General features: G+C 38.3%; 11 protein-coding genes and 1 riboswitch. Of the genes, 3 read left to right on the top strand and 8 right to left on the bottom strand.

Annotation, left to right across the window (positions count from 1 at the left end; translation table 11 throughout):
- Window positions 1–184: 184 nt before the first annotated feature.
- The 3 genes from ilvN to DV417_RS05335 form a co-directional block, all read right to left on the bottom strand.
- On the bottom strand, window positions 185–676 hold the full coding sequence (ilvN, locus tag DV417_RS05345) for an acetolactate synthase small subunit (RefSeq protein ID WP_118878988.1): 492 nt from the start codon (window positions 674–676) through the stop codon (window positions 185–187).
- Window positions 676–2397, bottom strand: coding sequence for an acetolactate synthase 3 large subunit (locus tag DV417_RS05340; protein ID WP_118878987.1), 1722 nt, complete (start codon window positions 2395–2397; stop codon window positions 676–678). The genes ilvN and DV417_RS05340 overlap by 1 nt, the downstream gene beginning before the upstream one ends.
- 267 nt (window positions 2398–2664) lie before the next feature.
- Entirely contained in the window at window positions 2665–4185 is a 1521-nt protein-coding gene (locus tag DV417_RS05335; RefSeq protein WP_153063332.1) for a Na+/H+ antiporter NhaC family protein, read from the bottom strand.
- 57 nt (window positions 4186–4242) lie between these two features.
- Window positions 4243–4419: riboswitch (Lysine riboswitch) on the bottom strand.
- Window positions 4420–4636: 217 nt separating this feature from the next.
- Between DV417_RS05335 and DV417_RS05325 the strand changes: the two genes are divergently transcribed.
- From DV417_RS05325 to aroA, 3 genes are all read left to right on the top strand, one after another.
- Complete coding sequence (locus DV417_RS05325; protein ID WP_118878985.1) at window positions 4637–5041, top strand: H-NS histone family protein; 405 nt, start codon at window positions 4637–4639, stop codon at window positions 5039–5041.
- Window positions 5042–5111: 70 nt separating this feature from the next.
- On the top strand, window positions 5112–5948 hold the full coding sequence (gene purU / locus DV417_RS05320; protein WP_118878984.1) for a formyltetrahydrofolate deformylase: 837 nt from the start codon (window positions 5112–5114) through the stop codon (window positions 5946–5948).
- Window positions 5948–7246 carry a 3-phosphoshikimate 1-carboxyvinyltransferase gene (gene aroA / locus DV417_RS05315; RefSeq protein WP_118878983.1) on the top strand — a complete coding sequence of 433 codons (1299 nt, stop codon included), beginning with the start codon at window positions 5948–5950 and terminating at the stop codon, window positions 7244–7246. Before purU ends, aroA begins: the two co-directional genes overlap by 1 nt.
- Window positions 7247–7328: 82 nt before the next feature.
- Here aroA and DV417_RS05310 read toward each other — a convergent pair whose 3' ends face one another.
- The 5 genes from DV417_RS05310 to radA form a co-directional block, all read right to left on the bottom strand.
- A complete protein-coding gene (locus DV417_RS05310) occupies window positions 7329–8669 on the bottom strand; it encodes a replication-associated recombination protein A (RefSeq protein ID WP_118878982.1) in 1341 nt (446 codons plus the stop codon).
- Window positions 8670–8729: 60 nt separating this feature from the next.
- Complete coding sequence (gene lolA, locus DV417_RS05305) at window positions 8730–9347, bottom strand: outer membrane lipoprotein periplasmic chaperone LolA (RefSeq protein ID WP_005633722.1); 618 nt, start codon at window positions 9345–9347, stop codon at window positions 8730–8732.
- A 17-nt stretch (window positions 9348–9364) separates the two neighbouring features.
- The gene (locus DV417_RS05300) at window positions 9365–12136 is read right to left on the bottom strand and encodes a DNA translocase FtsK (protein ID WP_118878981.1); all 2772 of its coding nucleotides are present in this window, start codon (window positions 12134–12136) and stop codon (window positions 9365–9367) included.
- A gap of 1 nt (window position 12137) precedes the next feature.
- Entirely contained in the window at window positions 12138–12617 is a 480-nt protein-coding gene (lrp, locus tag DV417_RS05295; protein ID WP_005632464.1) for a leucine-responsive transcriptional regulator Lrp, read from the bottom strand.
- A 122-nt stretch (window positions 12618–12739) separates the two neighbouring features.
- A complete protein-coding gene (radA, locus tag DV417_RS05290) occupies window positions 12740–14116 on the bottom strand; it encodes a DNA repair protein RadA (protein ID WP_005644699.1) in 1377 nt (458 codons plus the stop codon).
- Between the last annotated feature and the right edge of the window lie 71 nt (window positions 14117–14187).

Below are 14187 nucleotides of genomic sequence, written 5' to 3'. Positions count from 1 at the left end.
CTATTTAAGATAGCACTTGTTTTTAGTGGTTTCAGAATAAAGAAATCCGATCAGTTATGCAAATACATATTTTTAGATTTGTGAAGTTGGTCACGATTTTTTTATAAAAAACTAAAAACAAATATATTTCTAATAAAGTGCGGTAAAATTCTATTACAATATTTCCGCACTTTACGCCCCTACTTTAGAGAATATTCTTTTCTCCACGAGACACACTAATCAAGCCAGAACGAACAATTTCCAACAATGTAGTTTCTTCTTTCAACGCAGAAATGAATGCGTCAATTTTGTCTTTGGTTCCACTTAATTGGATCGTGTAAGATTTAGGTGTGACATCTACAATTTGACCACGGAAAATATCGGTTAAACGTTTAATCTCATCGCGAGATGAACCCACTGCTCTCACCTTCGCTAAAACAATTTCACGGACTATATGCTCTTGCTCACTCAAATTAATCACTTTAAACACATCCACTAATTTATGGAGTTGTTTCTCAATTTGTTCCAATACTTGAGCATCGCCCACTGCTTCAATAGTCATTCGAGAAAGTGTTGGATCATCCGTTGGCGCCACTGTCAAACTTTCAATATTAAAAGCACGTTGGGAGAATAAACCAACAACACGCGATAAAGCACCAGACTCATTTTCGAGTAAAACAGATAAAATTCTACGCATTAGTTTGTCTCCTCTTGAGGTTTACTTAAAATCATTTCATTCATTGCGCCACCACGAATTTGCATTGGATACACATGCTCAGATTCATCTACATTAATATCTACAAATACTAATTTATTTTTAATGCTGAATGCTTCTTGCAATTTACTTTCAAGTTCATCGGGCGTAGCAATTTTTATACCGACATGACCGTAAGATTCAGCCAATTTCACAAAATCAGGCAAGGAATTCATATAGGTTTGCGAATGACGACCAGAATAAATCAAGTCTTGCCATTGTTTTACCATTCCTAAGAAATGATTGTTCAAACAAATAATGACAACTGGAATGCTATACTGCGTTGCCGTAGAAAGCTCTTGAATATTCATTTGAATACTTCCATCGCCAGTCACACAAACAACTGTTCCTTCCGGATGAGCCAATTTCACGCCTAATGCCGCGGGTAAACCAAATCCCATTGTGCCCGCGCCACCAGAGTTAATCCAATGACGAGGCTCATCGAATGGATAATGTAACGCAGCAAACATTTGATGTTGCCCTACATCAGAAGCCACATACGCCTGTCCTTTAGTAAGACGATATACCGCTTCCATAACTTGTTGAGGTTTAATCACGCCAGAAGTGCGGTCAAATTCCAAACATTTTTTTGCTTTCCATTGGTTGATTTCTTGCCACCAACTTTCAAGATCCGTTTGAGATTTCAATCCCTCTTCATTCAATAAACTCAAAAATTCTTCCAATATATTTTTTGCATTTCCAACAATTGGAATCGCTGCTGGGACATTTTTAGAAATCGAGGTTGGATCAATATCAATATGAATCACTTTTGCATTTGGGCAATATTTTTCTAAATTATTTGTTGTGCGATCATCAAAACGAACGCCAATCCCCAAAATAAGATCACTTTCGTGCATTGCCGTATTAGCTTCAAAAGTACCGTGCATCCCTAACATGCCAAGGAATTGTTTATCCGTACTTGGATAAGCCCCTAATCCCATTAATGATGAGGTAACTGGTAAATTTAAACGTTGTGCAAACTGAATTAACTGTTGACTACATTCAGCAGCAATCGCGCCACCACCAACGAAAAGAATTGGTTTCTTCGCCACTAAAAGTGCTTTTAATGCTTTTTTAATTTGGCCTTTGTGCCCATTTACTGTTGGATTATAAGAGCGTAACTCTACAGATTCAGGGTATTCATAAGGATATTTAAAATTCGGATTTACGGTATCTTTTGGAATATCCACCACAACAGGACCTGGACGACCAGTTGATGCGATATAAAAAGCTTTTTTCAAAATAGATGGAATATCTTCCGCTTTTTTGACAATAAAGCTATGCTTTACAACAGGACGAGAAATCCCCACCATATCACATTCTTGGAATGCATCTCGGCCAATTAAATTACTCATGACCTGACCAGAAATAATGACCATAGGCACAGAATCTGTATAAGCCGTTAAAATACCAGTGATTGCATTTGTTGCTCCGGGCCCCGAAGTCACTAACACACATCCAACTTTACCTGTAGAACGTGCATAGCCATCCGCCATGTGCACAGCCGCTTGTTCATGACGAACTAAAATATGTTCAATACCACCTAGTGTATGGATCGCATCATAAATATCTAATACTGCCCCACCTGGATAACCAAATAAATACTCTACGCCTTCATCGCGTAAAGATTGAACCACCATCTCTGCGCCAGATAACTTCTTCATTTTTTACTCCTAAAACGAACCGCACTTTTCAAAAGTGCCCATGCTTTGTATCAATGATTTACATCATACTAAGCAAAAAGTTTTTGTCTAGTCTGTACAACAGCTAAAAACACAAACAAAACAGAATAAAAAATCAAACAATAGCAAAAACTTAGATTTTTATAAAAAAAATAAAATTAAAAAACAAAAAAATGCGACCTTATGTCGCATTTTATAAATTTATCAAAATTTTATATTTTATTTAGATTTTTGAGCAAGATCACATTTTTAACGTTTTTTCACTGCAAATACGATTAAAAATAATGAAACCGCTGTCGCAGCAAAACCTGCTAAACCTGAATAAGTGAAACCTACCACGATGTAACCGATAGCCGTTGCGGCTGCAACTGTCGCTGCATAAGGAAGTTGAGTTGTCACATGATCCATATGGTTACATTTTGCACCAGTTGAAGATAAAATCGTTGTATCCGATACTGGCGAACAATGGTCACCACATACAGCCCCCGCCATTACTGCTGATAAACAAGGGAGTAATAATTCTGGCGCCGCATTTGCAGCCATAGCCGCTGCAATTGGTAACATAATACCGAATGTCCCCCAGCTAGTACCAGTTGAGAATGCCATTGCAGAACCAAGAATAAATAAAATTACTGGTAAGAATTGCATTGGGATATTACCTGAAACTAGAGAAGATAAATATTTACCAGTTTGCATATCACCAACAACTTTATTAATTGTCCACGCAAAGAATAAAATCGCAATAGCACCAGCCATTGATTTAATACCTGCAACCCAAGAGCGTGCATATTCTGGAACACTTACTTGACGATCAAGAATAATTAATAAAGTAGAAACTAGAATTGAGCAAGTACCACCCACAACTAAAGAAGTTCCAACAACAGTATTTTCAAACGCACCTAAAATGCTAAATTCTTTACCATCCGCTGCTAATGCTGATGCACCAGTGTAAATCATCATTGTAACCGTTGAAAAAATTAAAACTAAGATAGGTAATACGAGATTACGTACGTGACCTTTTGCACCCGTTTCTTCTTCTAATTCATCTTCAGAATTTTCCAAAGCTAATTTTTCATGACGTGCCATTGAAGCAATATCAAAGGAAAAATATGCCACAAAGAACACCATGATAATTGAGAAAATTGCATAGAAGTTCATTGAGCTCATAGCCACGAATGCGCCAATTGGTGTGTACTCCGTGATCGAATAAGTCGCTAATAAACCGCCTACTAAGGTAATAATGTATGCGCCCCAACTTGAAACTGGCATCATTACACACATCGGCGCTGCCGTTGAATCCAAAATATAAGCAAGTTTCGCACGAGAAACTTTAAAACGATCTGTCACTGGACGAGCAATTGCGCCTACAGCAAGACTGTGGAAATAATCGTCAATAAAAGTAACAAAAACTAATGATGCAGCTAATAATTTAGCACCACGACGACCTTTAATACGGTTTTGTGCCCATTCAGCAAACGCACGATTACTACCTGATACAGTTAAAAGTGCGGTTAAAACTCCAAGCAATAATAAGAACAAGACAATGTTCATATTAGAGTTGATTGCGCCATCAGCATAAACAAGTGAAATCACGTTGCCTGATAGATAACTGAAAGATGAGCCAATATTCCAGCCACCTAACATTAACGCACCAACAATAATCCCTGCACTGAGAGACACCAATACACGACGAGTTGCAATGGCCAAGACAATCGCTAATAAAGCTGGAATGATTGACCAAACTGAGGATGAAAAATCGATAAGTTCCATTAAGAGATACCTACAATTAATGGAGAGAACGGAAAGCAAAGGACAGAATAAGACCAGAACAACCGTAGCGCTCCATAGTTAATCAAAAAAACTATGACAGTGTCGCCCCTTTCAAGTACGCCACCAACCAAACAAAACGACTTTTGTTTGATTTCGGCAATCATTCCTTTCTTTTTTCTTCATCGTTATCCACTCTGAAAAAATACTTATAATGATTGCACCTCTACTTTTGTAGTGATTCAAGAGATTACCGTAAAAAAATCCAAATGCCAACAAGTTTTATAAAAAATTTTATTAGATTGAATTAAAAATATAAAAAATAAACAAAAATAAATTTAAAGATATATACCTGCTCCGACCATTTATTTAAAATAGATATTTACAATAAATATTATTTTCCCTATTATTAAATAAGTTTTCCACACACAAGATTATTTTATCGAGGTTTATTATGAGCGAATTAGCAAAAGGTTTGACAAATCTTCGTAGTTTACGTGCGGCGGTGCGCGAATTAACTTTAGAACAAGCGGAAAGTGCTCTTGAAAAATTACAAACTGCGGTTGAAGAGAAACGTGCTAATGAAGCAGAATTAATTAAAGCAGAAACAGAGCGAAAAGAACGTTTAGCTAAATATAAAGAATTAATGGAAAAAGAAGGTATTACACCTGAAGAATTACAAGAGATGTTTGGTACAGCAGCAACATCTGCTAGAGCAAAACGTCCACCTCGCCCAGCAAAATATGCCTTTATTGATGAAAATGGCGAGCGTAAAACATGGACTGGCCAAGGCCGCACACCACGCCCAATTCAAAATGCATTGAATTCTGGTAAATCATTATCTGATTTCGAAATTTAATTTTTCTATTTGAAACTAGAACCCATTTTTATGGGTTCTATTTTTTTATCTAAACGTAGCACACAACATTATGATCGAAAAAAAAATATTACTCACCGATTGTCCCGATGATAAAGGCCTAATAGCTAAAATAACCAACATTTGTTACAAACATCAACTAAACATTCTGCATAATAATGAATTTGTAGATTTTGAAACCAAACATTTCTTTATGCGTACAGAATTGGAAGGTATCTTTAACGAAGCTACTTTATTAGAAGATCTAAAATATAGCTTACCGGAAGGAACGCATTGTCGATTAATTGGTACACAACATAAACGAATTGTTATTTTAGTCACCAAAGAAGCTCACTGCCTCGGAGATATTTTAATGAAAAATTATTATGGTGCGCTTGATGTAGAAATTACAGCAGTGATTGGCAACCATGATAATTTACGCGAACTCGTTGAGCGTTTTAATATTCCGTTTCATTTGGTTAGCCATGAAGGCTTAACTCGTATTGAGCACGATAAATTATTAGCTGAAAAAATTGATGAATACACTCCAGATTATATTGTTCTCGCTAAATATATGCGTGTGCTAAATCCTGAATTTGTCGCTCGTTATCCAAATCGGGTGATTAATATCCACCATTCATTCTTACCTGCTTTTATTGGCGCAAAACCTTATCAACAAGCCTATGAACGAGGTGTAAAAATTATCGGTGCAACAGCACATTTCATTAATAATGAATTGGATCAAGGCCCAATCATTATGCAAAATGTCATTAATGTGGATCATACTTATAGCGCTGAAGCAATGATGCGCGCTGGTCGTGATGTGGAAAAAACCGTGTTAAGTCGCGCCCTTGATCTTGCTTTACACGATAGAATTTTCGTTTATAAAAATAAAACGGTGGTGTTGTAATGGAAAAAATCACCCTTGCGCCAATAAGTGCGGTTGAAGGAACAATTAATTTACCGGGTTCTAAAAGTTTATCGAATCGCGCATTACTCTTAGCTGCCTTAGCTAAAGGCACAACAAAAGTAACAAATTTATTAGATAGCGATGATATTCGACATATGCTTAACGCCCTCAAAGCGTTAGGTGTACGCTACCAACTTTCTGATGACAAAACTATTTGTGAAATAGAGGGATTGGGCGGAGCATTCAATATACAGAACAATCTTTCTCTCTTTCTTGGCAATGCGGGGACGGCAATGCGTCCATTAACCGCAGCACTTTGCTTAAAAGGAAGTACCGAAAACGAAATCATCTTAACTGGCGAGCCTCGTATGAAAGAACGACCTATTCTTCATTTGGTCGATGCGCTACGCCAAGCGGGGGCTGATATTCGCTACTTAGAAAATGAAGGTTATCCTCCAGTCGCAATTCTCAACAAAGGAATAAAAGGTGGAAATGTCAAAATTGATGGCTCTATTTCATCCCAATTTTTGACCGCACTTTTAATGTCTGCGCCACTTGCAGAAAATGACACAGAAATCGAAATTATCGGTGAACTAGTCTCTAAGCCTTATATTGACATCACCCTTGCGATGATGCGAGATTTTGGTATTCACGTTGAAAACCATCACTACCAAAAATTTCAAGTTAAGGGAAATCAATCCTACATTTCACCTGGAAAATATTTGGTAGAAGGCGATGCCTCATCAGCATCTTACTTTCTCGCAGCTGGCGCCATTAAAGGAAAAGTAAAAGTAACGGGAATTGGCAAAAATTCTATTCAGGGCGATCGTTTATTTGCTGATGTCTTAGAAAAAATGGGAGCAAAAATCACTTGGGGAGAGGATTTTATTCAAGCCGAACGTGCTGAATTGCATGGCATTGATATGGATATGAACCACATTCCAGATGCCGCAATGACGATTGCGACCGCTGCTCTTTTTGCTAAAGGGGAAACCGTCATTCGAAATATTTATAACTGGCGCGTGAAAGAAACAGATCGTTTAACAGCAATGGCAACCGAATTACGTAAAGTCGGTGAAGAAGTCGAAGAAGGTGAAGATTTTATTCGTATTCAACCACTTGCGCTCAATCAGTTTAAACATGCTGATATTGAAACTTATAACGATCACCGGATGGCAATGTGTTTTTCTCTAATCGCTCTGTCCAATACACCAGTGACGATTTTAGATCCCAAATGTACTGCCAAAACCTTTCCAACATTCTTTAGTGAATTTGAGAAAATCTGCTTAAGAGGTTAAATTAAAAAGTGCGGTAAATTTCAAAAAAGTTTTCAAAATTAACCGCACTTTCATTCCATTCTAAAAAAATCCTAAATAAAGATTATTTATACCGTTTTTTCACCGCACTTTTATCTTGCTGACGTAATCGTTCTAGTTTTTCCTTAATCTGAATTTCCATACCTCTATTCGTCGGAAAATAATATTGAGTGTCTTTTAATTCAGGCGGGAAATAATTTTCACCTGCCGCATAAGCATTAGGTTCATCATGAGCATAACGATATTCAGCACCATAGCCAAGTTCTTTCATTAAATTAGTCGGCGCATTACGTAAATGTGGTGGAACATCATAATCGGGTAAATCTTTCGCTTGCTGTTTCGCCGTGTTAAATGCGGTATAAACCGCATTACTTTTTGGCGCAATTGCAAGATAGATAATGGCTTGAGCAATGGCTCGCTCCCCTTCATAAGCGCCCACTCGAGTAAAGCAATCCCATGCAGCCAATGCGACTTGCATAGCGCGAGGATCGGCATTTCCCACATCTTCTGAAGCAATAGCAAGTAATCGGCGCGCAACATATAAAGGATCACCACCTGCCGTTAAAATTCGTGCATACCAATACAATGCAGCATCTGGTGCAGAACCTCGAACAGATTTATGTAGCGCGGAAATCAAATCGTAGAAACGATCGCCTTGTTTATCAAATCTCGCTTGGCGTTCGCCTAAGACTTCTTTTAATAAAGTGCGGTCAATTTTCTTTCCATTTTCTGTTTCATCCGCCATATCCACCATTAATTCGAGGCAATTCAAGGCTAATCGCGCATCTCCATTAACATATTCGGCAAGTACTTTCAGTAAATTCTCTTCTAAAATTAACCGCTCTTTACCCAATCCTCGTTCAGGATCTTCTACAGCTTGCTGCAAAACTTGTTCAATTTCAGCCGTTGTGAGTGATTTCAGCACATACACTCGGGCACGAGAAAGCAACGCATTATTTAGCTCAAAAGAGGGATTTTCTGTTGTAGCCCCAATGAAAATAACGGTTCCGTCTTCAATGTGCGGTAAAAATGCATCTTGCTGGCTTTTATTAAAACGATGGACTTCATCTACAAACAAGATGGTTTTACGATCTGCAAGACGATTTTGTTTTGCACGATCAATAGCTTCTCGAATTTCTTTGATACCACTCGTCACCGCAGAAATTCGCTCAACTTCTGCATTAATACGCTGCGCAATAATTTCTGCGAGCGTTGTTTTTCCCGTACCTGGTGGTCCCCAAAAAATCATAGAATGAATATGCCCAGCTTGAATAGCTTTACGCAGCGGCTTACCTTCACCAATAAGATGAGTTTGCCCAAAATACTGCTCTAGACTCGTTGGACGCATCTTGGCTGCCAGTGGACGAAAATCATTTTCGGCAAAATCAAAATTGAGGTTAGACATGTTTATTTCTCACAAAATTGAAGGGCGTATTTCTACGCCCTTATTTCAAATAATCATTTGTTATTTTTTACGTTGGTCATCCACTTCAACGCCTTTTTCTGGCTTGAATTGGAACAAGCTATCAGACAAGGTTTGATTAGTAATGTTACGTAAAACATAAAGATTGGTTTGCCCATCTTTCTCGGTCGTACTGAAATTTCTTAATACGCCATTGGCATCGACGCGAATATCAAATTGCTTGATATTACTTTTTGAAGATTTAGGTTTCAATACGAAAGTATCCACTTGTTGCATGACCGAATATTGATCCCAATGGCTTTTATCATTACTTGTAAGCAATACGAATGGTGTGTTATTCACGGCATCCTTCACCCATTGTGCTGTTACTTGTTGCACAAATGGATCGTAGAACCATAAGGTTTTACCATCAGAAATAATCTGGGTTTCTTGAGGAGTTTTAGTATCCATCCGGAATAAATTTGGGCGTTTAATTTGAAGTTTGCCACTTCCCTGTTGAACATTTTTGCCACTTCCAGAAGTCACTGTTTGCACAAATTCTGCGCTTAACACATCGACTTTAGCTAAACGCATTTGCAATTCACTTGCCGCATCAGCCAATGCCAAATTACTCAAACCAAGTAAGGCAAGTGCGGCAAATTTTAACGTTGTTTTTTTCATTTTACTTTCCTTTTAAATTAGTATTCCGGACGACGCGATAAAATCTCACGCTTACCATTTTGCATTGGGCTAACAATTCCTTGTTCTTCCATTTGATCCATAATACGAGCAGCTCGGTTAAAACCTACGCTGAATTTACGTTGAATAGAAGATACTGAAGTTGTACCGGTATTAATAACAAAATCCATTACTTCATCAAAGAGTGGATCTAATTCTCTACCACTTGATATTCCTTTTTCTGCATTATCTTCATCGTCTGAGCTTTCTAAAATGCCATCGATATAATCAGGCTTACCACGCGCTCGCCAATCATCGGCAATATTGATGACTTCATCATAACTCATATAGGCTCCGTGTACGCGGATTAAATCAGATGAACCTTGCCCCGAATAAAGCATATCTCCACGCCCTAAAAGGGCTTCTGCGCCCCCTTGATCAAGAATAGTGCGTGAGTCAATTTTACTAGCCACCGTAAAGGCAATGCGACTTGGAATATTTGCTTTAATTAAACCTGTAATCACATCGACAGAAGGGCGTTGTGTGGCTAAAATTAAATGGATACCAATAGCTCGCGCTTTTTGAGCCAATCGGGCAATGAGTTCTTCGATTTGCTTCCCCGCCACCATCATTAAATCGGCAAGTTCATCAATAATAACCACAATATAACTCAATTTTTTCAATGCGGGAGGCATAGTATCCATTGTATCGCCAGGTCGCCAAATTGGATTCGGCACAGGCATTCCCATTGCGTCATATTCATCAATTTTTTCGTTAAAGCCTTCAATATTACGTACACGTAGAGCTGAAAGCAACTGATAACGGCGTTCCATTTCATCTACACACCAACGCAACGCATTAGCCGCTTTTTTCATATCTGTTACAACAGGAGTTATCAAGTGTGGAATATCGTTATAAGCCCCAAATTCAACAGTTTTAGGATCAATCATAATGAATTTCACATCCTCTGGTTGAACACGATAAAGTAAACTTAGAATCATCGTATTCACACCAATAGACTTACCTGATCCCGTGGAACCTGCCACTAATAAATGTGGCATTTTCGCTAAATCAACAATCACAGCCTTTCCGCTAATATCTTTACCTAAAGCCATTGGCAAAGTGGCATGAGTATCACGGAATTCGCTGCTATCTAACACGTCACGTAATGGCACCATTTGACGATGAAGATTAGGTGTTTCAATACCAATATAAGGCTTTCCAGGAATAGCCTCTGCCACACGAATCGAGCGGAACATTAATGCACGCGCCAAATCGGTATCAATACTCGTTACTTTTGACGCTTTCACCCCAGGTTGTAATTCTAATTCATAGCGAGTGACAACTGGGCCAACAAGCACATCTTTTACAGTCGCTTTCACATTAAAATTACGTAATTGTTGCTCAATACGTTGAGACGTTTCAAAAACTTCTTCTTGTGTAATATTTTGTTCCACTGCGGGATGTTTTGATAATAAATCTAAACTTGGTAACGGTGTACTAGGCTTTTCACGTTTAGTTGTTTGCTGTTGGAATGCAGGATGAATCAAGCTACCGCTATAACCTTTATAGTTAGGCGATTCTTCTTGATTTTTGTCTAATTGGACATCCCTTATATCATCCTGTAAGGATACGTTAAATTTCAATTCATCATCACCCAAGCGTACTTTTTCATCAGCTTGAGCATTAAAATTATTATCCTCCATTTCAGTATTCAAGGATTCATCAGTGGGTTTTAATGAAACTGTTGGCATTTCATCATTTGTAAGCAAGGAAACCTTAGTAAAATCATCCGCACTTTGATTCATTGAGACATTATCCTGAACAGCTGGCTTTATCGGTTTATTCCACACTGGCACAAAATCATTTTTACTTACTGTTTGTCCATGCGCGTCGCTCGATAAATTCACACTGGGCAAGGTTTCCGATTCAAACTCAAGAGAAAACTGAGGTTTTACACTCTCTTCAAGAGAAACTTCATATTCTGATTTGATAGAAACCTCTGGATTTAAACCATGAATATTAATTAAATGCGAAGGTTGCTTAACTGAGTTGTCTTCTGCCTCTAAAGACGATTTTTGAGTTTCAATCTCACTATTTTGTTCTACATTAAGATTATTTTGATCTAAATTTTCTATTTCTGAACTATCTGATTTTACAATCACGATTTGCTCTAATTCTTCTGTTGTTTTTTCTTGCTCAACACTTTCTTCCTGCTCATTTTTCATTGTCAACCAATGATAAAAGGCCACAATCAGTCGAATTAATGAGGCGCCAGAGCAAAAAATAAAACCGATTAAAGCAACTGTAAAACCAATTAAAACTGCTCCGAATTTACCTAATGCTGGATAAAGCCAATTTACAACAAGTGAACCGCCCAATACACCACCACTTAAATAAAAGGCATTACTTTGCAAAAGCAACATACTCATTACGCAAAGCCCAATAATCAACATGGTAAAGCCAAAACCACGTAAAATAATTCGAGTACAGGAAAGGTTTTTAACTGCTTTTGTTTTCAATAAATAGACAGGTACCAAAAAAACTGTAAAAGGAATAACATGGGCGACATAGCCTAAGAAAACAAAAGAAAGATCGATAATCCACGCACCAAATGCGCCGACTTTATTAATTGTTTCACCATGCGCACCAGCCGTTGCCCAAGAATTATCAAGCGGAGTATAACTTGACCAAGCAATAATTAAATAAAGCCCAAAAAGTGCGGTTAATCCAAGCAAAAGTTCAGCTAAATACTGTCTGGGTGTAAATCGTTCAGTTATTTGTTTAATCATATTATTTCAATACAAGGAAATTGGTTTGTTTTACTTCTTCCATCACAACATAAGTGCGAGTGTCATTTACACCAGGTAAACGCAATAATGTCGTCCCCAGCAATTTTCGGTATTCGGCCATGTCGGCAACACGAGTTTTTAATAAATAGTCAAAATCGCCCGATACCAAATGGCATTCTTGAATTTCTTCCAACTCTTGAATCGCAGCATTAAATTCCTCAAATATATCAGGTTTTCCACGAACTAACGTAATTTCCACGATCACAAGCAAAGGTGCTTCCAATAATTCGGGATTCAACAATGCGCGATATCCCATAATCACACCTTGTTTTTCTAAACGTTTAACACGTTCTAAACAAGGCGTGGGTGAAAGCCCTACTTTTTTCGACAAATCAATATTAGAAATTTTACCGTTGCGTTGTAATTCATTAAGAATTTTTATATCAATCGCATCCAGCGCTTTATTCAGTTTTTTTTCCATTTTCTTATTTTTCTTTGAATAAAAAGTATGTTTATTTTAACAAATTTTGCTAATTTTTTCACTACAACGGAATTAGATAATTTATTTCCATTGAGGCTATTAATTATCTCTAATGGAAGTATTTAGAAATTATCCAACACGGCTAACGCATCGGAAAGTTTCTTTACCGTAAAAACTTGCATATTTTCAACCGCACTTTTCGGCTTGTTACCAAAAGGAACAATCGCACGTTTAAAACCATGCTTTGCCGCTTCACTAATACGCTCTTGCCCACTTGGTACTGGACGAATTTCGCCCGCTAATCCCACCTCGCCAAAAATCACTAAATCTTGTGGCAAGGGGCGATTACGGAAACTAGAAATTAACGCAAGCAACAAAGCCAAATCCGCACTTGTTTCACTGACTTTTACACCACCAACGACATTTACAAAGACATCTTGATCGGCCATTTGCAAGCCGCCATGTCGATGTAACACCGCCAATAATAGTGCTAAGCGATTTTGCTCTAATCCCACCGCAACACGGCGAGGATTCGCTAGCATTGAATGATCCACTAGAGCCTGAATTTCAACTAAAAGAGGGCGTGTTCCTTCCCAAAGTACCATAACAGAGCTGCCCGATGTAATCTCATCCCCGCGACTTAAAAAGATCGCCGATGGATTTTTTACTTCTCGCAAGCCTTGCTCGGTCATACCAAATACACCTAATTCATTCACCGCACCAAAACGGTTTTTATGGCTACGCAAGGTACGATAGCGAGAATCGGCTTCGCCTTCTAATAGTAATGAACAGTCAATGGCATGCTCTAACACTTTCGGCCCGGCAAGTGTTCCGTCTTTCGTTACATGCCCCACCATAATAATGGCGACTTGGCGGGTTTTCGCATAACGAGTGAGGAAAGAAGCACATTCACGCACTTGTGCCACACTTCCTGGCGATGATTGAATATCCGCCAAATGCATTACTTGGATCGAGTCCACCACTATAATTTGCGGTTTTAATTGATCCGCTAAATTACAAATCTGTTCCACAGAGGTTTCTGACAACATTTTTAATTGATCGTTTGGCAATCCCAATCGACTTGCACGCATCGCAACCTGTTGTAACGATTCCTCTCCCGTCACATAAAGTGCGGTCATGTTTTTCGCTAAACCACACATGACTTGTAATAACAAGGTACTTTTCCCAGCACCAGGATGCCCACCAATTAAAATCGCACTACCCGGTACGATCCCGCCGCCCAGAACCCGATCTAATTCATTAAAGCCACTGGAAAAACGAGGTGTTTCTTGCAAACTAATTTCAGATAGCGTTTGAATTTTTGCCTGAGTTTCACCCGCGTAGCCACTAAAACGATCATTTTTTGATTTTGCCGTGGAAATTAACCGCACTTCCGTAATTGTATTCCACGCTTTACAAGCCGAGCATTGCCCTTGCCAACGAGAAAACTCCGCACCACAATCGTTACATACATAAGCTGTTTTCGGGGCTTTAGCCATTTTTTATCCTTCTCATCCTTTAACCGAGTATTCATATACCTACAGCTAAATATCATTATATTATTCAGGGC

Source organism: Haemophilus haemolyticus (assembly GCF_003490935.1).
Classification (GTDB): domain Bacteria; phylum Pseudomonadota; class Gammaproteobacteria; order Enterobacterales; family Pasteurellaceae; genus Haemophilus; species Haemophilus haemolyticus_M.
This window is presented reverse-complemented; position numbering and strand designations above follow the sequence as displayed.

What these genes read in the sequence shown, in the direction of transcription:
- lolA (WP_005633722.1), bottom strand. Translation starts at nt 9,347, where the DNA reads ATGAAAAAAACAACGTTAAAATTTGCCGCACTTGCCTTACTTGGTTTG.
- DV417_RS05310 (WP_118878982.1), bottom strand. Translation starts at nt 8,669, where the DNA reads ATGTCTAACCTCAATTTTGATTTTGCCGAAAATGATTTTCGTCCACTG.
- ilvN (WP_118878988.1), bottom strand. Translation starts at nt 676, where the DNA reads ATGCGTAGAATTTTATCTGTTTTACTCGAAAATGAGTCTGGTGCTTTA.
- lrp (WP_005632464.1), bottom strand. Translation starts at nt 12,617, where the DNA reads ATGGAAAAAAAACTGAATAAAGCGCTGGATGCGATTGATATAAAAATT.
- DV417_RS05325 (WP_118878985.1), top strand. Translation starts at nt 4,637, where the DNA reads ATGAGCGAATTAGCAAAAGGTTTGACAAATCTTCGTAGTTTACGTGCG.
- DV417_RS05300 (WP_118878981.1), bottom strand. Translation starts at nt 12,136, where the DNA reads ATGATTAAACAAATAACTGAACGATTTACACCCAGACAGTATTTAGCT.
- aroA (WP_118878983.1), top strand. Translation starts at nt 5,948, where the DNA reads ATGGAAAAAATCACCCTTGCGCCAATAAGTGCGGTTGAAGGAACAATT.
- DV417_RS05335 (WP_153063332.1), bottom strand. Translation starts at nt 4,185, where the DNA reads ATGGAACTTATCGATTTTTCATCCTCAGTTTGGTCAATCATTCCAGCT.
- radA (WP_005644699.1), bottom strand. Translation starts at nt 14,116, where the DNA reads ATGGCTAAAGCCCCGAAAACAGCTTATGTATGTAACGATTGTGGTGCG.
- DV417_RS05340 (WP_118878987.1), bottom strand. Translation starts at nt 2,397, where the DNA reads ATGAAGAAGTTATCTGGCGCAGAGATGGTGGTTCAATCTTTACGCGAT.
- purU (WP_118878984.1), top strand. Translation starts at nt 5,112, where the DNA reads ATGATCGAAAAAAAAATATTACTCACCGATTGTCCCGATGATAAAGGC.